Here is a 19,122-nt window from a genome sequence, read left to right as displayed (position 1 = left end):
CGACCGTCTCACCAGGCCTTGGTCAGCTGGAGGCTGACGAAGCGGCCGAGCGCGTTCGCATTGGCAGGATCATAGCCGAGCGGTGACGCCCGGTTGACGAAGGGCGGGTCGCTGTCGAGCAGATTCTGCGCGCTGAGCGCCAGGGTGAGGCCGCTCGCAAGGCCCCGCCAGCGGGGCTGCACGCGCAGCTGCAGGTCGAGCGTGGTCCAGGATCCGACGTGCCGTGCCGGCACGCTCACCGTATCGCGCATGCCGCCGACATGGTTGACAGTTGCGGAGGCGCCCCAGGGTCCCTCGCTCCAGTCCGCGGTGACATGGCCGCGAAAGGCGGCGGGATAACCGACCAGATCGACCTTATCGATCAGCGCCGCGGTCGGGGTCAGACGCTGCTTGTAGGCGAGCAGCCAGCTTGCCGCGCCGCTGAGCCCGAGCTGGCCGTCGCCGAGCGCGACCGTCTTCGACAGCGCCAGGTCGAGACCGCGCACGATCAGCTCGGCGGTGTTGACGTAGCGGCTGTCGACGATCGCCTGGAACAGGCTCGGCGGATAATTGGCCGGCACGATCGAGCCGGGATCGGCGATCAGCGCCTCGACCCGGGCCAGATCCTCCGGGCTGGTCGCGGGATGGACCGCCGAGACGAATGGCGCGAGGGTCGGATCGGTGAGCGCGGCAAGGATATTTTCATAGGCCGGGCGCCCGATCTGGTTGGCGAAGCGGGTGCGGAAGAAGGTGAGCTCGCCCGAAAAGCCCGTTCGAGGCGGTGCGACCCGCATGCCCAGGGTGAGGCTGCGCGCCTTTTCGGGTTCGAGGTCCCGGTTGCCGCCGGTGAGGAACAGCACCGGCGTGTAGCTGCCGGCGGAATTGGGCAGCTGCGTCGCCGAGATTCGCACCGGATCGTTGATCTCGGGCAGCGCCGGCGCCCGGAACGAGGTGCCGTAGCTCGCCTTCAGGGCGAGCCCCTCGACCGGCTCCCAGACCAGGCCGAGCTTGGGATTGGTGGTGCTGCCGAAATCGCTATAATGCTCGTGGCGCACTGCGGCGGACAGCAGCAGCTGGTGGAGCCCAGGCAGGGCATTGTCCGGGCCGAACAGGGGCACGGAAAGCTCGGCATAGAGCGCTTCCATCGACCGGCTGCCGCGCGATTCGGTGAGCGGCGTCGGCGTGTCGCCGGTGTAGAAATTCTCGCCGCCGCGCAGGAAATGCTCGCGGCGCCAGCTTGTGCCGAGCGCGATCCGGACGGCGCCCGCCGGCAGCCGGACGAGCGGGCCGTCGAGCGCCAGCGTCGCGGTGTCGAGCCGATTGCGCAGCCGCTCGGTCGAATAGCCGCCGCCGATATAGTCGAGCAGTGCGGCGCCGTTGGAGGTTCCCGAGCCAAACGGATTGAAATAGCCGTCGCGCGCCGGATCATAGTCGGAACCGGCCGGGATGGGCGTGTTGCCGAGCGCTTCGTCGAGCCGGGTGGTGTTGACGATCCTGTCCGAGCGGTTGTCGGTCGCGGAGTGGCCCCGTGAATAGGACAGATCGATCCGCCAGTCGTGGCCGAGATCGAGCTTCGCGCCCCCGGTCAGCGTATAGGCTTCGACCGTTCCCCGGGTTCTGACCGGTCCGAGCTCGCGCGCGAACGAATAGGCGATGAGGTCGGAGGCGCTGCCGGTCGGGCTGACGAACCAGGGATTGGCCGGTGTCACCATCATCAGCGCGAGCGAGGGCGCACCGGCATAGCTGAAGCTGCGATGCGCATAATGGCCTTCGCCATAGAGCGTCAGCGCCGTGCCGAGCTGCTGTTCGGCGTGCAGATAGAGGCTGTGCCGGGTCTGGCGCGGCAAGAGGTCGCTGCCCTCCAGCTGATTGCCGAGATTGCCGCCGGCATGAAAGTCGCCCGGCCCGAGCGCGGTGCCGTCCTGGCCGTCGGGAATACCGTAGGACGGCACGTAAGTGCCGAGCGCGGGATCATAGCCGAGCAGCGTTCCCGGCACTGCATAAGAACTGCGAAAGTCGCTGCCGCCGAGCGGGCGCAGGTCGGCCGAGCCGGCGAAGCGGCGCGATGCGGCGGCCAGCGCGCCGCGGTGATAATATTCATAGGCGAGCACGATCTGGCCGCTGGACCAATGGGTGCCGGCAAGCTGGCCGAGCTGGATTTCGCGCGCGCCGCCCTTGGTCACGCTGCCCAGCCGCATCCGGCTCTCGGCACCATCATAGCGGGTGCGCAGCCGGACGTTGACGACGCCGCCGACCGCGTCGGCGCCATAGAGCGCGGAGGCGCCGTCGGCGAGCACCTCGATCCGTTCGAGTGCCACCGAGGGGATCAGCGACAGGTCGGTGAAATCGCCCTTGGCGCCCGAGCCGGCGACGCGGCGGCCGTTGATGAGGGTGAGCGTCGCGTTGCTGCCGAGCCCGCGCAGATTGACGCCCGAGCCGATGCCGTCGTTGAACGAGGTCCGGTCGGTGCCGGCGAGCGCGGTCGCCTCGGTCGCCGTCCCCCCGAAATTCTGGGGCAGGCTCTGCACCGCCTGCGCGATCGAGCCGAAGCCGCGCCGGTCAATGAGGTCGCGGTCGAGCGTCACGAGCGGGGAGGCGCCTTCGCGCCGGCCCCTGATGTTGCTGCCGGTGACGACGATGTCCTGTTTCTCGATCGCCGCTGGCGTCGGGTCGGCGGGACGCACCGCCGGCCTTGGCCGGACCGGGGGCGGGGCGGGGACCGGCTTGCGGTCCGCCGGCAAGGCGTAGAGCACCACCACGCCGCTTGCCGGAAAGCGCGCGCCGATGCCGCTGCCCGCGAGCAGCCGGCCGAGGGCGGCCTCGGGGGTGAGATCGGCATCGAGCCGGTCCACCTTGTGGCCCGCGACCAGCGCGCTGGGATAGAGCAGCTGCCGGCCGGTGACGCTGCCGAAGCGGTCGAGCGCCTGCGCCAGCGATCCTGCAGCGATGTGGAACTCGATCGTCGCCTGGCCGGACGACGGGTGCGGATGCAGGGTGATCAGCGCGATCAGGCCGGCGACGGCCGCGGTTCGTCTGAGGTTGTTTCTGTTGCGTCGGATCATGGTTGGGGTCCCCCTCTGGGCGCGCCGTTCGGCGCTGTTCATCAGGAGAAAACGTGCGTCCCCCGGGCTGACCCTAAATGGTGGTCGCAAAAAATTGTGAGGGCGCTGCTCAGGACGTCAAGCGCATCGAGCCGTCGGGCTGCGGCTCGGCCTTGAGTCCGTAGAGCGCCGTGACCGCGGTAAGGAATGCGGCGGTGCCGCCGGTCGCGAAGCTCCCGCTGACCTTCTGCGCCGTCGGCACGCCGGGACCGAGACGGATCGGATGGCGGGCGTAGCGGTTGACCTCGGCGATCGCCTGGTCGAGCGGAAGATCGCGAAAGACGAGCCGGCCGGTCGTCCAGCTGGTCAGCGCCGCGACATCGGCCGGGCTGGGACGATTCCAGCCGTCCGGCGAGCTCGCCGCCTGCTGGCCCGCCAGCATCTGCCGCCGTTCCGCGGGGTCGCGCCGATCGCTGAGCGCGACGCGCCCTTCCACCAGTATGACCGTCGCTTCGCGATCACTCGCACGCACGTCGAACTGGGTGCCGACCGCGGTTACCCGCGCGTCGCCGACCTGGACGTTAAAGGGGCGGGCGGGATCGTGCGCTACCTCGAAATAGGCCTGGCCCGCGAGGAGATCGATGCGCCGCTCGCGGGACGAGAAGCGGACGGTGAGGCGCGTCGCGGTATCGAGCCGCACACGCGAGCCGTCCTCCAGCGGTACCAGCCGCTGCTCGCCGACGGCGGTCGCATATTCGGTGCCGCGCGGCCAGGCGAGCCAGGTCGCCGTGCCGATGCCGACGAGCAGCAGGAGCGAGGCGAGCGCAACGATCGGTCGGCGCAGCATCCGGTCCCAGCCGCCGAACAGGCGGCGCTGCCAGCTTGGTCGGGTCAGCGCCTCGCGGACCGCGAGCGCGACGTCGCGGTCCTCGCCGAGCGCCTCGCAGGCGAGCCACATCGCCTCGACCTCGGCATAGGCGGTCGCATTGACCGGTTCGCGGCGCCAGCGGTAGAAATCGTCGAGGGTTTCCGAGGCGACGCTGCGTGCGTCGAGCCGCGTGAGCCACTCGGCTGCCTCGCGGCGCGCCCGGTTGGTCTGTTCCTCCTCGCCCATGCCAACCGCCGTTCAGTCGCGCAGATGCTGCGCGCAGATTTCGAGCGCCCGCTTCATTCGCCACTCGACGGTCTTCACCGAGATGCAGAAATGACGGGCAATGTCTTCATAGGTCATTCCGGTGAACCGGCTCAACAGGAAGACGTCGCGATAGAGCGGCGGCAGACCCAGCACGATCTGCTTGAGCTGCGCGATCGCCTCCTGGTCGGCGGCCTGGCGGAGCGCGGTTGGCGTCTCGTCCAGCTCTTCCCTGGCGTCGATGGCCTTGCCGCCGCGGATGACGTGACGGCGCATATGATCGCGAGCGAGATTCACCGCGATCCGCTTGAGCAGCGCCTGGGGATGCCGGTCGGCCTCGGCTTCGCTGTAGCGTGCGACGCGCAGCCAGGCCTCCTGCGCGAGATCGTCGGCTTCCTGCGCGTGCGGACCGAGCTGATGCCGCAAGATCCGGGTCAGCCAGCGGCCGTAGCGGCGATAAAGCCGCTCCAGGCCGCCATGGCCGGCGGCCGCTGCTGCGCTTTCCTCCGGCCGGGTGGCCTTGCCCACACCCATGGCCATGCTCCCTCGTTCGAGGGGCAATGCCGCCGTGCCTGGCGTCCTGCAGCGGAGAGGGCATGCCGGCATAAGCGCGCGGCCAATCGGTCCGCGACACGGATGCAGTGCCGCGACCCGGCAGGGTCACGGGCATGTTCGATCTCATGCAGGGGTTTGCACGCCCCTGCCGCCCGACGGACGGCCCAAAGAATCTGTCTCAGGCGGACTCGCCGCGCAAGCGGCGAGGGGGCCGGGTGTTGCAACCTCTGCATGAGAAGGCCCGCTCTTTGGAGGTCCGCATCCCACCGACGGCGAGCGTACCCGCCGTCCCCCGGTCCTTGGACGCGGCTCTTATGCTGCGGCACCCGGCCACAACCGTCTTTAGGGGTGTTTGTCGGCGCGGCAAATTGGACGGCTGGCCGCGCATTGGAGCGTTCGCAGCGTGGGTCCGATTCGGAAGCGATGGCATCGCGCTTTGCCCGATTCCTGGCCGGCAGTTCAGGATCAGCGACGGCTTCTGCGTCGATTGCGCCAGTTTACGCTCATTCTTCCGCCAAAAACTGGCGGAGCTTTCTCCGGCACGGTTCGGGCGGTGATTCGCACGTGCGTTCCGACCCCTGGACATGGTCGCCTGTTCCCGGCTGTTGGTTGCGTAGAGGGGCGGCATGGCCGCATCGGACGAGCGGATCAGTCGCGTTCGACACGCCGTTGCCATGGGCGGACGGCCGATGCTCGCCTGGGAGTTCCTCCGCCGCAATCCGGCCTATCGCGCAGCGGTGGCCGGCTTTCGCCACGGGCCAACGATGACGCTCGGCTCGCTGCAGGTCTCTGAATGCGGCGGCGGTCCGGACGTCAGTGCCTGGGGGTTGCGATTTCGCGGAACGGCCCGATATCGATGCACTCGATGCTCGCCTGTTCTGGTCGGATGCCGTCGAGCCGGGCCAGCTAAGCGTCGACGCAGCACCCGCTTCCATCGGTGACAGCGACGCCATCGATTTTGGCGCTTTCGACCGTCCGTCCAGATTGCTTGTCGATGCCGCCGGCAAGGAACACTGGGTGCTCGCCGAACGGGGGACGGCGCTTTCATTGCATATCTGCTCGGGAACAGTATTGCGCGGGCCGGTGCGCCTGAATTTTCTTCTGTCAGGGTTTCGTCACCTCGATGCCCAGCTGAGCACTTTGCGCGGATTGCTGACGCTTGCGCGAACCGGACATTTGCCCTCACGGGCATCGGGCAGTCAGCAGGTGGTGAAATATCTCCACATGATCCAGACACTGGATTGGCTGGAAGAGAATATCAGCACACGTGACATCGCCGTGCGGTTCTTCGGTCGATTGCGGGTTGCTCAGGACTGGAGGCAGGGGAGTGATTATTTGCGGCTCCGTATCCAGCGGCTCATTCGGTCGGCCCGATCGATGCAACGATATGACTATCGCAAGCTGTTGAAGTAGGATCATCCGTTTCTCGCCATGAGATACAATAGAGGCTCATTATCCCGCGCAAGATCGTGGACGCTCATGGACTTCCGTCGGAGTGGGCTGTACAGATAGATTTCCCGGACGTGTCGATACGGTGCTTTACGATTTCCACGTTCATGAACGAATAGCTGCCCCCTTGGACGACTCTTCCATTGTCCTGGCTTGAATGGGCAGCCCAGCGAGCCTGACCCGGCAAGGAGGAGGTCTCGCTCACGAGGACTGGCGCTTGCGGCAAGTCGCAACGAGACATCTCATCACCTCCTTTCTATTGTCGAACGTTCCAACGGATATTCACTTCCTGGCGCAGTTACTGCCGGCTGTCGGACGGAAGCCAGCTTGAGCTTGAGATTCGCTGTTCGGCGATGTAGTGTTGCGGGCTTCCCTCCAGCCGTGAATTGCTTCTTCGTGCCGGCTCAGCGGATAAGGATAGCGATGCCCGAAAATGCCGATCTGATTGCCCTCACCGTAGAGGTGGTGGCGAGCTTCGTGGCCCATAATGAGCTGCCTGCCGAGGATGTCGCCGAATTCATCCGGTCGACCCACGTCGCCCTCGCGGCGATCGCAAGCCCTGGCGAGATCTCCCCGGCAGTGGCGTCGGCGCAGCGCAAGCCGGTTGTCGCGATCCGCAAGAGCCTCGCTTCTCCCGACAATATTCTCTCGCTGATCGACGGCAAACCCTATCAGAGCCTCAAGCGGCATTTGCGTGCGCATGGTTTGACCCCGGCCGAATATCGTGCGGCGTTTGGCTTGAAAGCCGACTATCCGATGGTCGCTCCGGCCTATTCCGAACGCCGTCGCGCGGTCGCGGTCAGCCTGGGTCTCGGTCGCAAGCCGGGTGCAAGCCGCGGCGCGGCGGCCGGCATTCGCGATGACGATCAGGCGCCGCGCGCTGAACAGCGGGCTGATGCATCGGATGCGAGCGCCGCCGGGCAGGCGGGGGAGCGGGTGCTGCCGGAACGTTCGGGCGTTGCTGCAGGGCAGGTGTCCGGCGGCGAAAGCGGCCAGTCCAACGCCGATCCAGTCGCGCAGACGCCACGTGCGCGCAGGACGTTATCGATCTCCGTGTGAGGCAATGTCGGCGGGGCTCGCCCCGCGGCTCTTCTCGAAATGTCGTGTTGCAGAGTGCTCAGAGCAGCCGGACAGCCGGCATGGCACCGACCGGCATCTGATCGATCGCTAAGATCTTCGGATCAGCGAGACGTTGAGTGACCGCAATGCCGGCTCGAGCGCGGCAAGGCGGACGAGGTCGACGACCGGGCAGGCCGGATCGAGCTTCGCGCTCACCGCTCGATCATAGGCCGCCACGCACGCGGCATTCGTGATCCGCGACATGTAGACGATGCCGTCGAAATCCGTGCGGTCATATAATTGCTGGCTGAACCGGCGGCCGGATTGCTGTGCCCTGCCGCGCACCACGTTGGTCGGCACCCCCCCAACCGGCTCGCCCCGCTCGTCCGCAGGTCGGGCAGCGTCAAGGGTGCGCGCGAGCGCAGGCTGGCGATCACGGATTGTTCGATCTCCTCTTCGAGCAGCTGGCGCTTCTGCCTGCCTTGATAGCGGTCCCGGATGACCGCCTCGGCGAGCGCGGTCTGCAGATCCTGCGCGGCATAGAGCAACCTGAAGCTGTCGGTCGGGCTGGCGAAGCGCGTCCTGCCATATCCTATGCCGGTCGGCATCGCCCGACGCACCGCGTCGAAGATGCGCAGATAGCCGGTCACGTCGATGCTGACGGCCAGGCCCCGCAATATGGCCTCGTCGAGCGTCACCGGCGGTCGAAGACAATCCGGGCCGCTTCCATCACCTCCAGCCGGCGATCCTGCTTGAGCAGGTCGATCGGACGCTTGCCGCCGAGGAGCGGACTGGCCTGCACCATCCAGAACCAGGCGCGGCGGGGACTGTCGACGATGTCGAGGATATCGCGGATACCCTGCGCCGGCCGGCCATCGACAAATTGCGCAAGCGGGAACACATGCTTGCGCGCACCCTTGAGCAAGGCGACCACTTCGCGGCGACGCTGCCAGTCATGGAGCGTCGAGCGGGCGATCCCCATCTTCGTCATGAGCGCGCTCGATCCTGCCAGGGGGCCGGCCCAATCCTCGAGCGGGACATCCACCGCATAGCCGGCGAGCCGGCGACGCCCTTCCTCGGCATCGATCAGCTCGCCGAAGCCGGTCCCCTTGCGGGGCTCGACCTCGGCGGGGGCGGGAATTGCGATCCCGTCCCCCGTCTGCTCGTCGCGAGCCCAGGCCGCGACCATGTCGGCGAGATCGCTGCTCCGGCTTTTCAGGCGCTTCTGCTGGGACGGCGACAAGCCGATCACGGCAGCCGCCACCGTCGCCACGATCTGCGCCGTATTGGCCGCCACCGCCTTGGCAAGCCCGGGCTGATGACGGGCGAGCGCATCGCTCACCTGGCTTGCTACGAGCTTGCGCACACCGGCACGGGCATCGGGACTCTGCAATTGCGTCGCCATGAGTCTTTTCCTCTTCGAGGAGCAAAATAGTTATGTCCGTCCATTTTGTCCAGAATGTCCGGTTTGTACGGAGCGCGCCTAATGTCGCCGCGCGTGATCGCGCGGCGGCGTTGGGTGTGGCCTCTCCCGGATTCGCGGGGTGTGGCCGGTGCTTGCTTTAGTCCCGCCGCGACCGGCGGCAACCCGGCGCGTGGCGCCGGGTGCTCCATTGCATTGCGCCCGTTCCGGTGTCGCCGGCCGCTGGTCGCGGGCCTGTTCGCGCGCATCCGCCGCCCACCCCCGCGTCCGGGGAGGCCCATGCGGGTTTTTTGAAGGGTGGCCCGAGGAGACAGGCCATGCGCCAGACCGCACCCGTTCGTCACCACCCGGCATCTGATGGAGGAATGTCGTCCAGCGGGCGGCAGGATATCTATGCCAGCGTCACCGCCCGGATCATCGCCGCGCTGGAGGAAGGGCGCCTGCCATGGGTGCGACCATGGCAGGACGGGCCGTGCGATCCCGGCTTGCCGCGCAATGCGCTCAGCCGACGGCCGTACAGCGGGATCAATATCCTCATCCTGTGGGGCGCGCTGTTCGACTATGGCTGGCCGACCCAGTGCTGGCTGACCTTCCGGCAGGCGCTGGAAGCGGGCGGCACCGTGCGCAGGGGCGAGCGCGGCACCACCGTCGTCTATGCCGACCGCTTCGTTCCCAAGGCGGAGCGGGATGGCGAGCGCGGTTCCGACCCTACATCTTCGGATGGCGAGCCACGTGCCATATCCTTCCTCAAGCGCTTCACCGTCTTCAACGTCGCGCAATGCGAGGGGCTGTCCCGCGTGGTGGCCGCGCCGCCCGCGCCGCTGGCGCGTACCGAGATCGTGCCGCTGGCCGATGCGGTGATCGCCGCCAGCGGGGTCGCGGTCGCGATCGGCGGCAACGAAGCCTGTTATGATCCCGCCGCCGACCGGGTGCAGCTGCCGCCGCAGGGCGCCTTTCCCGATGCGCTCGACTGGTACCGCACCGGCCTGCACGAGCTCACCCATGCCACCGGTCATGGCGCGCGGCTCGGCCGGCCGCTCGACTCGCCGTTCGGCTCGGCCGGCTATGCGCGCGAGGAACTCATTGCCGAAATGGGCGCCGCCTTCCTCAGTGCGGCGCTCGGGCTGGAACCGACCGTGCGCCATGCCGACTATATCGGCGCATGGCTTGCGGTGCTGCGCGCCGACAATCGCGCCATATTCCGTGCGGCGAGCGCCGCCAGCAAGGCGGCGGACTGGCTGCTCGCCTGTCCCGCATCCCGGCAGGAGGCGGGACGATGATCCTCCTCACCGATACGCTCCTGACCCGGCTGAGCCGGAACCGGCTTGCCCGGATCGCCGCCCGGCGCGCGGGGCGCGAAGAGCCCGACCCTGTGCCGGTGGTCAAGCTGTTCAATCCGCTCGGCCCGGCGACATGGCTGGCGACCGAGCTGGAGGCCGATGGCGATACCTTGTTCGGCCTCGCCGATCTCGGCTTCGGCTGTCCTGAACTCGGATCGTTCAGCCTTGCCGAGCTGGCCGGGCTGCGCCTACCCTTCGGGCTCGGCATCGAACGCGATCTCGCCTTTGCGACCACCAGCCCGCTGTCGCTGTGGGCGGACAGCGCCCGCCATGTCGGCTCGATCCAGATCGCCCAGCGGCTGATCGCGCGCGCCGAGCGCGGGCACGGAACCCCGTCCGACCGCTGAGCGGCCGGCGGACGACGCGCGGCGCGTCCTTCGCCGCAACCCGAAGCCGGTCCCGCAACCCTTGCAATGACGGCGGGACCGGCCCTCCACATCGGAGACCTCAGATGAAACTCGACCATATCCCCTTCCGTCAACTCATCGTCTCGCCTGCGAACATGCGCGCCGGCCGCAAGCCGCCCCGGATCGACGACATCCTGCCCTCGATCAGGGCGCGCGGCATCCTCGTGCCCTTGCTGGTCCGGCCGGCTGCGCCACCGGACGGCACGCCGCCGGATGATACGCAGGTCTATGAGATCGTCGCCGGCCGGCGACGCTATGAGGCGGTCCGCGCGCTCGCCGCCGAGCAGCAGGAGGAGGCCGAGCCGATCCCCTGCGCGATCGTCGCGGCCGGCGATGACGCCGCCGCCGTGGAAGCGTCGCTCATCGAAAATCTCGCCCGGCTCGATCCCGATCAGGTCAGCCAGTGGGAGACCTTCACCCGGCTGGTGCGCGAGGGACGCACGCCGGAGGCAATCGCCGCCACCTTCGGCCTGGCCGATGCCGCCGTCCGGCGGGTGCTGGCGCTCGGCAATCTCCTGCCGCGCATCCGCGATCTCTTCCGCAAGGAGCAGATCGACGCAGCGAGCCTGCGTCATCTCACCATGGCGAGCAAGCGCCGCCAGCGCGACTGGCTGGCGCTCCATGACGATCCCGAGGCTCGCGCGCCGGTCGGCGCGCAGCTGAAGGCGTGGCTGCTGGGCGGGCAGTCGATCCCGGCGCGCCATGCCTTGTTCGACCTCGATGGCTATGCGGGCGAGACGGTTGCCGATCTGTTCGGCGAGGACCGCTATTTTGCCGATCCCGATGCCTTCTGGCAGGCGCAGAACGAGGCTGTTGCGGCACGCCGCGACGCCTATCTGGACGCGGGCTGGTCCGAGGTGATCCTGCTCGAACCCGGCAGCTTGTTCCACAGCTGGGACCATGAGAAGACGCCCAAGCGCAAGGGTGGGCGCGTCTATGTCGAGGTGCGGCAGAGCGGCGAGGTCTGCTTCCACGAAGGCTATCGCAATCGGGCCGAGATACGCCGCGCGGCACGCGGCGAGGCCGAGCCGGAGACGGTGAAGCCGCCCCGGCCCGAAGTTGCCAGCGCGCTGCAGGACTATCTCGACCTGCACCGCCATGCCGTGGTGCGTGCGCAGCTGACCGGTTTTCCGGATGTCGCGCTGCGCCTGCTCGTCGCCCATGCCATCGCCGGCTCGCCGCTCTGGACCGTGCGCCGCGAGCCGCAGGCCAGCCGCAGCGAAGCCGTGTCGGAAAGCCTCGCGGCGGCGCCCGCCGAGACCGCGTTCGCGCTCAGCCGGCGGCGCGCTCTCGGCCTGCTCGGCCTGGCCGAGGACGAGCCTGCGGTCGTCGGCTGCACACCGGACGGAACGCAGGGCGATCGGCTGACCGCTACCTTCCTGCATCTGCTCGCGCTGGATGAGGCGGCGGTGAAAGCCATCGCGGCGGTGGCGATCGGCGAGACGCTGGCGAGCGGCAGCCCGGTGATCGCGGCGCTCGGCTGCGTGCTGGGCGTTGACATGGCGCAGTGGTGGCGAGCGGACGAGGCCTTTCTCGCGCTCGTCCGTGACCGCGAGGTGTTGGGCGCGATGGTCGAAGAGGTCGCGGGCGAGACGGTCGCGCGCGCCAATGCCAAGGAGACCGGCCGCGTGCTGCGGCGGATCATCGGCGACCATCTTGCCGGTGCCGAGGGCCGGCCCAAGTTCGAGGACTGGGTACCGCGCTGGCTCGCGTTCCCGCCGGCCGCCTATACCGAGCGCGGTGGGGTGGGGGCTGTCGCTGCCCATGAAGAGGCAGTGGCGGCGGGATTGACGCTGCCGGCCGCGGATGGCGCGATCACGATGCCGGACGCGGAGCCGTGTCCCGCTCCGGCCGGCGTTCCGCTCGCTGCATGAAGGAAGGGGAGGGCGGCTTCGGTCGCCCTCCCCAGAAAGGGAAGCGCCGCCGGCCGTTCGGCCGGCGGCGCTTGCTTGTCTCGGCCGGGGTGCCGAATTTTGAGGTCAGGCCGCCTGCTGGCCGCCGGGCGGCGCCACCCGGCGCTGGAAATAGACCTGCCAGAGATCGAGCAGCGCCGCGGCGTCGCTGCGGCCGGGGACCGAAACGGCGATATGGGCCGCATCGACCGCGCGCAGGCGAAAGGGACAGGGTCCGGTCAGCCGTATCGCCTCGACGGCGAGGCCGTCTCGCCGGAGCGCGGCCTTGGCCGCCTCGTCGAACGCGAGGCCGGCCCATAATGCAGCGGCCGCGCTTTCCAGCTCGGCGGCGGGCGAACCGCCGTCGTATGCAACACGCAACTCCATCATCCATCCCTCTGGGATCTGGCGGCGCCGTGACCCCCGCCGCCTGCCCGGTACAAAGTAGGACCGCGCCCGGTGAGTCGCAACGGCCGATCACGCCGGCTCGTGTCCGACGGCGGCATAGCGCCTCGCTGCGCGTGCCGGGTGGATCGATTTTCGCGGAGTGGAAATTCGATCCTCCGCGGCCGCCCTCAACCGGATCATGTCGTCCCGGTACACCGCGGCTCGACGCCGCGCGTTGCGCAAGGGAGCTTTCGCCATGACGCGGGACGAAGAAGATGGGATCGACCGGGCAGCGCGCGGGGTGCGCGGCTCGCCCTTTTTCACGACCGAGCAGGCCGCCTTTTACCTTGGCATGTCCGCGCGGACCCTGCAGGAATATCGCAGCGCCGGGACCGGTCCCATCTATCGCCGGCACAGCCGGCACATCCGCTACCATATCGACGATCTCGATGCCTGGTCGAGGGGGCGGGCGGGGGGTGGCGGCGATGGTTGACCGGCGCCTCGTCCTGCTTCCCGCCGGCTTGCTGGCCGCCGGGCTCGGCGCGACCCTGGCGGTGCCGCCCCGTCCGCGCCTCGTCTGGAATGCGAGCGACAGCGCGCCGCGCGGTCTTTATGCGGTCGAGCGCGCGGCCGGATTGCGGCGCGGCGATATGGTGGTCGCCCGGGTGCCGACGGCCTTTCGCGGGCTTGCCGCCGCGCGCGGCTATCTGCCGCCCGGGATACCGCTGGTAAAGCATGTGGCGGCGCTGGCGGGCGCGCGGGTCTGCGCGCTGGGCGGCACGCTGTTCGTCGATGGCAAGCCGCGTGCGGTCCGGCAACGGCGCGACCGGGCCGGCAGGCCGATGCCCCGGTGGCACGGGTGCCGCACGCTCGCACCAGACGAGGTGCTGCTGATTGCCGACCGGCCGACATCGTTCGACGGGCGCTATTTTGGGGTCAGCCGCCGTGGCGACATAATCGGCAAGGCACTTCCCTTATGGGTGGGCTAGGCTCCCGGAGCCATGCCGGCGCCGGGCGGCGGGCATGGCTGGCGCTCGCGATAGCGTCGGTCGTCGCCCTGCCGGCCCGGGCCGAGCCGGTCGATCCGTGGCAAGATTATGTCGCGGAAGCCTCGCGCCGCTTCGCCGTCCCGCAAAGCTGGATCCGGCGCGTGATCCATGCCGAAAGCCGGGGCAGGACGATGCGTGGCGGCCGGCCGATCCGCAGCCGGGTCGGTGCGATCGGGATGATGCAGCTGATGCCCGGGACCTGGGCGGCGATGCGCGACCGGTTCGGGCTGGGGACCGATCCTGACCTAGCGCGCGACAATATCCTCGCCGGGACCGCCTATCTCCGGCTGATGTATGACCGGTTCGGCTATCCCGGCCTGTTCGCCGCCTATAATGCCGGGCCCGGCCGTTATGCCGGCTATCTCGCCACCGGCCGCCCGCTTCCCGCCGAGACTCTCTCTTATGTGGAAAGGGTGGCGGGCGGTACGTTCCACACCGATGGGTCGGCTCCCCCGCCGGCGGACGGGCTCTTCTTCCGCCTGGGGATGCGCAGCGATGTGGACATGTCTGACGCGCCGCAGCCGCCGAGCCCCATCCTCTTCGCCGTCATGCCCCGCTGACGGATCAGTCTCCGCTGAGATGCGCGGCCGCGGTGGCCTTGGCGTCGGCCGCGCTCTTCTTGGCGCGCAGCTTGCGGGCCGGCTTGGCGGAGGCCGGAGCGGGTTCGGCGGCCTTGGGCTTGCGGCCGAGGCCGATCTTGATCGCGAGCGCCTTGCGTTGGTTGGCATAGTTGGGCGCAACCATCGGATAGTCCGCCGGCAGCTTCCACTTGGCGCGATACTGGTCCGGCGTCATCTGATAATGGGTCATCAGATGCCGCTTCAGCATCTTCAGCTTCTTCCCATCTTCCAGGCACACAATATAGTCGGGCTTCACCGAAGAGCGTACCGAAACCGCCGGCGTCAGCACCTCTGGCTCAGGCTCGGCCGGCTTGCCGAGCGCGCCCAGCGCGGGCAGGTCGCTCGTCGCGACGCTGTTGTTGCGGACATGCGCGGAAACGATGTCGGCGGTCAGCGTGAGCAGGGTTTCGTCAGATACGATACTCTCCATCTAGCCGTTAGGCTGCGCCTATCGGCTCAAAAAAATGGTCCATGGTGCAGGTTGCTCGCCGACCTAGAGTTGATATCGCGCGGGTTCAATCGGCTATATCGCGTCGCGCGTTCCAAAAATCCGTCCGGCTGCTGCGATGCTGGCCTCGCGCTTCGCCTATCCGCCGCAAGGGCACGCACGCGTCGCGTCGGGATAGTGATGGCCAGCGCCGCACGATAAGGTGCGGGGCATGGACGCACACTGCCGGGCGATGCCCGGACAGGGTGCGCAGCCTCATTGCGGCCCCGCGGACACACCGCCTCGCGGCCGGGCGGCGCGCCCGGTTTTCGGACCGGACGCCAAGCCCCGTCCGGTGTTCGAAAGCCCGGTTCGACGCCGCCGATCCGGCCGGCTCGTTGCGGGGTGCCAGCCTTTGTGGCGCCGGCGGTGGGCCGCCGGCGCGTGAGTCCCATGGTCGCCAGGCGCGCCGGGACGGTGTCGACCCATAACGAAGAGAGGTCGTTGGGGTGGTCTGGTGCCTGTGTCCGGGCCACGGAGTGGATGTTTTTTTGCTTGGCAATATGGCCTCGAAGCGCGAGTCTTGGGGGGATGAAGACCGGCCTCGAGCATCTTCCCCAGGGCAAGCGCGACGAGCTGGCGTTCGTCGTCGAGCTGTTGCGCGCCGGGTTCGCCGAGGCGATCGCCGGGCGCAGGGCGGAGCGGTTCCGCGATGGCAAGTTGCTCAAGATCATCCTGTTCGGCAGCTATGCGCGGGACGATTGGGTCGAGGATCCCGTCGGGCGCTACTTCTCCGACTATGACCTGCTCGTCGTGGTCAGCCATGAGGATCTGACCGATGTCGCGGAATTCTGGCTGCCGACCGAGCAGCGCCTCACCGAGGAGGTGTCGTCGGGCGCGCGGCTGCGCACCTTGGCCAGTCCCATCTACCACAGCCTCGATGACGTGAATGAGAAGCTGGCGCTCGGCCGCTATTTCTTCATCGATATCCTACGGGACGGCATCCTCCTGTTCGAGGAGCCCGGCTATCCGTTCGCCAAGCCGCAGCCGCTGACGCCGCAGCAGGCACTCAAGGAAACGCAGGATTATTTCGAGGAATGGTTCGAGAGCGCATGTGAGTTCATGGACGACTATGAGGGCAATCTTGCTAAAGGCCGTCTGAAGAAAGCGGCGTTTGAACTCCATCAAGCCACCGAACGCTTCTATCATTGCCTGTTTTTGGTGCGCACCCTGTACAGTCCCAAGTCGCATAATCTGAACCGGTTGCGCTCGCTGGCGGAAGATCTGGAGCCGTCGTTGAAGGCGGTCTGGCCGACCGAGAGCAAGTTCCAGCGACGCTGCTATGAGCTGCTGCGCGCTGCCTATGTGAAGGCGCGCTATTCGCGTCACTACCGCATCACGGCCGACGAGCTGGCGTGGCTCGGCGAGCGGGTGGCGATGCTGCAGGGCCTTGTCCGCACGGCTTGCGAGGCCCGCATCGAGACACTCGCGCGGGCCGCGTGACGGGATCCGGATGCGTAGTCGCGGGTACAGCGGTTGAGTGATGATCGATGCCGGCATGGAGCGGATGCAGTCTGGATCTTGATCACTGGCTCGCGACGAAGCCTCGCGACACATCATTCCAGCTCGCCGAGGAATAGCCATTGGTGGCGACTGCCTCTGTTTCGTCATGCCGCCCGCCGATCGCCTCGTAGGTCGAGCGGATACGACGGCGACGTGAGCTGCCCGCGTAGAGGACACAATGTCTGCATCGGTCCGCGGAATGGACGATATTGCATCACCAGCGGCGGCAACAAGCGGTACGGTGTTTGAGGCGCCGGGGGTTAGTCAATGTGACCGAATGACAAAGCTCGACCGCAATCCCATGTAAAGGATCGTCCGTTTGTTCCTCGTTTTTATCGCCGCCCTGGCGTTTGGTGGAAGTACATCCCATGCGGAATGTGCACAGCCAGCGCCCCTAACCGAACCGGCAGTTACAAGCGTTGGATCGGCCTTACAGCAGGAACGAGAAAGGCTGCTCTATGCATACAAGAACGCTTACGGTGATTTGATCCTGGGGTTTCCCTCCGGCCCTCCGTCGCTATTTGCGCGGTTGCCAAGGGAGCTGTGAGGTGGTCCCGCCTTCTTGGACAGTTTGGCGGCTGAGTTAAGCTAATCCCGGTTGTCGTTCATGCCGCCTGTTTGATCATCAGATCATGGGGGGCATGCCCCCCATGATCTGATTGCCCGATCGGCCGATAGGCCTCCACCGGGGTTCGCCCGGCCAGGCCCGAGTGCGGACGTTGGGTGTTGTAATAGGTGATCCACCGGCCAAGGCCAGCCCGCAGCTCGGAGCCGGTCTCGAAGGCATGGAGATAGACGCACTCGTACTTCAAGGATCGCCAGAGTCGCTCGATGAAGACGTTGTCCATCCACCGGCCCCGGCCGTCCATGCTGATGCGGACCTCGGCCTCGCGCAGCACCGTGGTGAAGGCTTGCGACGTGAACTGGCTGCCCTGGTCGGTGTTGAAGATCTCGGGCTTGCCATAGCGGGCCAGCGCCTCCTTCAGTGCCGCGACGCAGAAGCCGGCATCCATTGTGTTCGACAGCCGCCAGGCCAGGACCTTGCGCGTTGCCCAGTCCATGATCGCGACCAGGTATAGGAAGCCCCGGCGCATCGGGATGTAGGTCACGTCGGCGCACCACACGTGATTGGGCCGATCGATCACCAGCTTGCGCAGCAGGTACGGATAGACCCGGTGCTGCGGATGGGGATCGCTGGTGCGCGGCCGCTGGTAGATCGGCGTCAGGCCCATCTTCGCCATCAGCCGTCGTGCTCGGCGGCGACCAACCTCATGGCCGTTTCGCCGCAGGTGCCGCGCCATCTGGCGGCTGCCGTACCAGGGGCAGTTCAGGAACGTCGCGTCGATCACCGTCATCAGCGCCAGCGTCTCGTCGGTCTCCGGCACCGGCGCATAGTAATAGGACGAGCGGCTGATCCGCAGCAGGCTGCACTGGGTCGAGATCGACAGATGGTGGTGAGCAGGTTCGACCATCGCCCGCCTCCGATCCACGCTCATCGACCGAAGGCTTTCGCTAAAAAATCCCGCTCCACCACCAGTTGCCCGATCTTGGCGTGCAGCTTTTCCACCTCGCTGTCGCTGGCAGCCTTGGCTGCATCACCGGCCCCGGAGAACGTGCTCGTCATCCCGTCGATGGCCTGACGCTTCCAGGACGCGATCATCGTGTGGTGCACGCCGTGCTTGGCTGCCAGCTCCGCCAGCGTCAGGTCACCCCGGATCGCCTCCAGCGCCACCTTCGCCTTGAAATCCGCGCTGTAGCGCTTCCTCGTCGTCTTCATTCCCGTACCAATCCATCAGGTCGGGAGTAGCTTAACACCCTGTCCAGAAAACCGGCACCACCTCACGGGAGTAGCTTAACACCCTGTCCAGAAAACCGGCACCACCTCACCACGGAATGCATCATTTGTCGCGATTCAGAGGCGCGAGCTTCGTCGTCCACCGACGGTTGTTATTGGCGAGCCCACCTTAGTTGCCAACCTGACCGATTTTCGGCTCGTTTATGCCGATGGACGCACGTTCGATATGCCCGACGAGCGATCCGCCGTTGAATACTATATGAACGAGACGAAATTGACGGATGGGAGAAGCCTTCGCGACATTCTTGATGAGAGACCACTTGAATCGCCGGAGAATGGTCGAACAGAGGTCCGCCGGCTGCCCGTCGTTCCCCAGCAGCGCATCTTGCCTCCGGATGATTATTTCTACCCCGCCGGAGAGCTGATTGCGATGGAGTACAATATAACCGGATGCATGGGTCGAGGTATCTCGGGCAATGCGGAAATAGACCCAAGCTTGCTGACAACCTCTGTTCTTTACACCAACGTGCTGACGGGGGAAGCGATCACGCTTCGCATCGACGAGTTGCCACTTGGCGCGAAGCGCGTTGAGGTTGGTTGCTTCTATTTTATTTCCAATCCGCTTTTATATTATTATTGCGCTTCCATAGAAGATGAGGCCGTAACCTGGCACCTCATCGAGAGTTTCCAGATGGGAAAATTGCTGCGATGCTCGCTCAAGCAGAATATATTGTATTCCTATCACTATATTCCCGTCGCCGACAAAAAGATTCTCTCCAGGCTCCGTCGACGGCTTGAGGATTATCTGCGCCTGTGCGGTAAAGCTCAATAGCCGGATCGGAGCGTCGAAGATCTTTGGGCACGAGCAAACAGCCGGCGGAGCAGTGGTACGAGAAACTGCGGCTCGCTTATCGATAGGGATGCGTTTTCGGATGCTGGTAATTCAGCTTGAACGCATCGGGATATCGCTATGGAGGGAGAAGGTCCGGGACGGCATGCTCCAC

18 protein-coding genes and 1 pseudogene are annotated in these 19,122 nt (G+C 66.8%); 11 read left to right on the top strand and 8 right to left on the bottom strand.

The window, feature by feature from the left end; all coding sequences use genetic code 11:
- Nucleotides 1-8: 8 nt before the first annotated feature.
- From GQY20_RS32840 to GQY20_RS21375, 3 genes are all read right to left on the bottom strand, one after another.
- Nucleotides 9-3,041 carry a TonB-dependent receptor gene (locus tag GQY20_RS32840; protein WP_157219182.1) on the bottom strand — a complete coding sequence of 1,011 codons (3,033 nt, stop codon included), beginning with the start codon at nucleotides 3,039-3,041 and terminating at the stop codon, nucleotides 9-11.
- A 109-nt stretch (nucleotides 3,042-3,150) separates the two neighbouring features.
- Nucleotides 3,151-4,134 (bottom strand): FecR family protein, encoded by a 984-nt coding sequence (locus tag GQY20_RS21380; RefSeq protein ID WP_157219181.1) that lies wholly within the window; start codon nucleotides 4,132-4,134, stop codon nucleotides 3,151-3,153.
- A 12-nt stretch (nucleotides 4,135-4,146) separates the two neighbouring features.
- Nucleotides 4,147-4,686, bottom strand: a complete 540-nt coding sequence (locus tag GQY20_RS21375; RefSeq protein ID WP_157219180.1) for an RNA polymerase sigma factor — start codon at nucleotides 4,684-4,686, stop codon at nucleotides 4,147-4,149.
- Nucleotides 4,687-5,333: 647 nt separating this feature from the next.
- Between GQY20_RS21375 and GQY20_RS33085 the strand changes: the two are divergent.
- From GQY20_RS33085 to GQY20_RS21365, 3 genes and pseudogenes are all read left to right on the top strand, one after another.
- Nucleotides 5,334-5,486, top strand: a pseudogene (locus GQY20_RS33085) (transcriptional regulator domain-containing protein); the annotation flags it as partial.
- Nucleotides 5,487-5,523: 37 nt separating this feature from the next.
- Nucleotides 5,524-6,120, top strand: a complete 597-nt coding sequence (locus GQY20_RS21370) for a DNA -binding domain-containing protein (RefSeq protein ID WP_157219179.1) — start codon at nucleotides 5,524-5,526, stop codon at nucleotides 6,118-6,120.
- 459 nt (nucleotides 6,121-6,579) lie between these two features.
- Nucleotides 6,580-7,215, top strand: coding sequence for a MucR family transcriptional regulator (locus GQY20_RS21365; RefSeq protein WP_157219178.1), 636 nt, complete (start codon nucleotides 6,580-6,582; stop codon nucleotides 7,213-7,215).
- Between the two features lie 212 nt (nucleotides 7,216-7,427).
- Here GQY20_RS21365 and GQY20_RS21360 read toward each other — a convergent pair whose 3' ends face one another.
- A complete protein-coding gene (locus tag GQY20_RS21360) occupies nucleotides 7,428-7,913 on the bottom strand; it encodes an RES domain-containing protein (protein WP_198351103.1) in 486 nt (161 codons plus the stop codon).
- Nucleotides 7,910-8,620 carry an antitoxin Xre/MbcA/ParS-like domain-containing protein gene (locus GQY20_RS21355; RefSeq protein WP_157219177.1) on the bottom strand — a complete coding sequence of 237 codons (711 nt, stop codon included), beginning with the start codon at nucleotides 8,618-8,620 and terminating at the stop codon, nucleotides 7,910-7,912. The genes GQY20_RS21360 and GQY20_RS21355 overlap by 4 nt, the downstream gene beginning before the upstream one ends.
- Nucleotides 8,621-8,955: 335 nt before the next feature.
- On the opposite strand from GQY20_RS21355, the gene GQY20_RS21350 reads away from it, so the two are divergent.
- The 3 genes from GQY20_RS21350 (at nucleotide 8,956) to GQY20_RS21340 (ending at nucleotide 12,259) form a co-directional block, all read left to right on the top strand.
- Nucleotides 8,956-9,918 (top strand): ArdC family protein, encoded by a 963-nt coding sequence (locus GQY20_RS21350; protein ID WP_157219176.1) that lies wholly within the window; start codon nucleotides 8,956-8,958, stop codon nucleotides 9,916-9,918.
- The gene (locus tag GQY20_RS21345; protein ID WP_157219175.1) at nucleotides 9,915-10,325 is read left to right on the top strand and encodes a DUF2958 domain-containing protein; all 411 of its coding nucleotides are present in this window, start codon (nucleotides 9,915-9,917) and stop codon (nucleotides 10,323-10,325) included. The genes GQY20_RS21350 and GQY20_RS21345 overlap by 4 nt, the downstream gene beginning before the upstream one ends.
- Before the next feature lie 104 nt (nucleotides 10,326-10,429).
- Entirely contained in the window at nucleotides 10,430-12,259 is a 1,830-nt protein-coding gene (locus tag GQY20_RS21340) for a ParB/RepB/Spo0J family partition protein (RefSeq protein ID WP_157219174.1), read from the top strand.
- Nucleotides 12,260-12,364: 105 nt separating this feature from the next.
- Here the strand turns inward: GQY20_RS21340 and GQY20_RS21335 are convergent, their stop codons facing one another.
- Nucleotides 12,365-12,658: a hypothetical protein gene (locus tag GQY20_RS21335; protein ID WP_157219173.1), complete on the bottom strand. Its 294-nt coding sequence runs from the start codon at nucleotides 12,656-12,658 to the stop codon at nucleotides 12,365-12,367.
- A gap of 262 nt (nucleotides 12,659-12,920) precedes the next feature.
- Here GQY20_RS21335 and GQY20_RS21330 point away from each other — a divergent pair, with 262 nt between their 5' ends.
- Genes GQY20_RS21330 through GQY20_RS21320 form a run of 3 tightly spaced genes read left to right on the top strand, consistent with a single transcriptional unit; the run spans nucleotide 12,921 to nucleotide 14,273 of the window.
- Nucleotides 12,921-13,157 carry a helix-turn-helix domain-containing protein gene (locus GQY20_RS21330; RefSeq protein ID WP_157219172.1) on the top strand — a complete coding sequence of 79 codons (237 nt, stop codon included), beginning with the start codon at nucleotides 12,921-12,923 and terminating at the stop codon, nucleotides 13,155-13,157.
- Nucleotides 13,150-13,653, top strand: a complete 504-nt coding sequence (locus GQY20_RS21325) for a S26 family signal peptidase (RefSeq protein ID WP_157219171.1) — start codon at nucleotides 13,150-13,152, stop codon at nucleotides 13,651-13,653. The genes GQY20_RS21330 and GQY20_RS21325 overlap by 8 nt, the downstream gene beginning before the upstream one ends.
- Nucleotides 13,641-14,273, top strand: coding sequence for a lytic transglycosylase domain-containing protein (locus tag GQY20_RS21320; RefSeq protein ID WP_157219170.1), 633 nt, complete (start codon nucleotides 13,641-13,643; stop codon nucleotides 14,271-14,273). The genes GQY20_RS21325 and GQY20_RS21320 overlap by 13 nt, the downstream gene beginning before the upstream one ends.
- Before the next feature lie 4 nt (nucleotides 14,274-14,277).
- Here the strand turns inward: GQY20_RS21320 and GQY20_RS21315 are convergent, their stop codons facing one another.
- On the bottom strand, nucleotides 14,278-14,763 hold the full coding sequence (locus GQY20_RS21315; RefSeq protein ID WP_157219169.1) for a MucR family transcriptional regulator: 486 nt from the start codon (nucleotides 14,761-14,763) through the stop codon (nucleotides 14,278-14,280).
- A gap of 588 nt (nucleotides 14,764-15,351) precedes the next feature.
- On the opposite strand from GQY20_RS21315, the gene GQY20_RS21310 reads away from it, so the two are divergent.
- Nucleotides 15,352-16,263, top strand: a complete 912-nt coding sequence (locus tag GQY20_RS21310) for a HEPN domain-containing protein (protein WP_157219168.1) — start codon at nucleotides 15,352-15,354, stop codon at nucleotides 16,261-16,263.
- 665 nt (nucleotides 16,264-16,928) lie between these two features.
- Here the strand turns inward: GQY20_RS21310 and GQY20_RS21305 are convergent.
- Nucleotides 16,929-18,100 (bottom strand): IS3 family transposase gene (locus tag GQY20_RS21305; RefSeq protein WP_157219167.1). Its coding sequence is split into 2 segments (ribosomal slippage): nucleotides 16,929-17,836 and nucleotides 17,836-18,100, totalling 1,173 coding nucleotides; the frame shifts between segments, so codons are not numbered across the junction.
- Between the two features lie 277 nt (nucleotides 18,101-18,377).
- On the opposite strand from GQY20_RS21305, the gene GQY20_RS21300 reads away from it, so the two are divergent.
- Nucleotides 18,378-18,950: a hypothetical protein gene (locus GQY20_RS21300; protein ID WP_157219166.1), complete on the top strand. Its 573-nt coding sequence runs from the start codon at nucleotides 18,378-18,380 to the stop codon at nucleotides 18,948-18,950.
- Nucleotides 18,951-19,122 lie beyond the last annotated feature (172 nt).

The organism is Flavisphingomonas formosensis (assembly GCF_009755815.1).
In the GTDB taxonomy this organism is placed as follows: domain Bacteria; phylum Pseudomonadota; class Alphaproteobacteria; order Sphingomonadales; family Sphingomonadaceae; genus Flavisphingomonas; species Flavisphingomonas formosensis.
The sequence above is the reverse complement of the archived record's forward strand: the minus strand, read 5'-3'. Positions and strand labels throughout refer to the sequence as shown.

What these genes read in the sequence shown, in the direction of transcription:
- GQY20_RS21365 (WP_157219178.1), top strand. Translation starts at nt 6,580, where the DNA reads ATGCCCGAAAATGCCGATCTGATTGCCCTCACCGTAGAGGTGGTGGCG.
- GQY20_RS21355 (WP_157219177.1), bottom strand. Translation starts at nt 8,620, where the DNA reads ATGGCGACGCAATTGCAGAGTCCCGATGCCCGTGCCGGTGTGCGCAAG.
- GQY20_RS21375 (WP_157219180.1), bottom strand. Translation starts at nt 4,686, where the DNA reads ATGGGTGTGGGCAAGGCCACCCGGCCGGAGGAAAGCGCAGCAGCGGCC.
- GQY20_RS21345 (WP_157219175.1), top strand. Translation starts at nt 9,915, where the DNA reads ATGATCCTCCTCACCGATACGCTCCTGACCCGGCTGAGCCGGAACCGG.
- GQY20_RS21350 (WP_157219176.1), top strand. Translation starts at nt 8,956, where the DNA reads ATGCGCCAGACCGCACCCGTTCGTCACCACCCGGCATCTGATGGAGGA.
- GQY20_RS32840 (WP_157219182.1), bottom strand. Translation starts at nt 3,041, where the DNA reads ATGATCCGACGCAACAGAAACAACCTCAGACGAACCGCGGCCGTCGCC.
- GQY20_RS21340 (WP_157219174.1), top strand. Translation starts at nt 10,430, where the DNA reads ATGAAACTCGACCATATCCCCTTCCGTCAACTCATCGTCTCGCCTGCG.
- GQY20_RS21330 (WP_157219172.1), top strand. Translation starts at nt 12,921, where the DNA reads ATGACGCGGGACGAAGAAGATGGGATCGACCGGGCAGCGCGCGGGGTG.
- GQY20_RS21320 (WP_157219170.1), top strand. Translation starts at nt 13,641, where the DNA reads ATGGGTGGGCTAGGCTCCCGGAGCCATGCCGGCGCCGGGCGGCGGGCA.
- GQY20_RS21300 (WP_157219166.1), top strand. Translation starts at nt 18,378, where the DNA reads ATGAACGAGACGAAATTGACGGATGGGAGAAGCCTTCGCGACATTCTT.
- GQY20_RS21380 (WP_157219181.1), bottom strand. Translation starts at nt 4,134, where the DNA reads ATGGGCGAGGAGGAACAGACCAACCGGGCGCGCCGCGAGGCAGCCGAG.
- GQY20_RS21315 (WP_157219169.1), bottom strand. Translation starts at nt 14,763, where the DNA reads ATGGAGAGTATCGTATCTGACGAAACCCTGCTCACGCTGACCGCCGAC.
- GQY20_RS21325 (WP_157219171.1), top strand. Translation starts at nt 13,150, where the DNA reads ATGGTTGACCGGCGCCTCGTCCTGCTTCCCGCCGGCTTGCTGGCCGCC.
- GQY20_RS21310 (WP_157219168.1), top strand. Translation starts at nt 15,352, where the DNA reads ATGAAGACCGGCCTCGAGCATCTTCCCCAGGGCAAGCGCGACGAGCTG.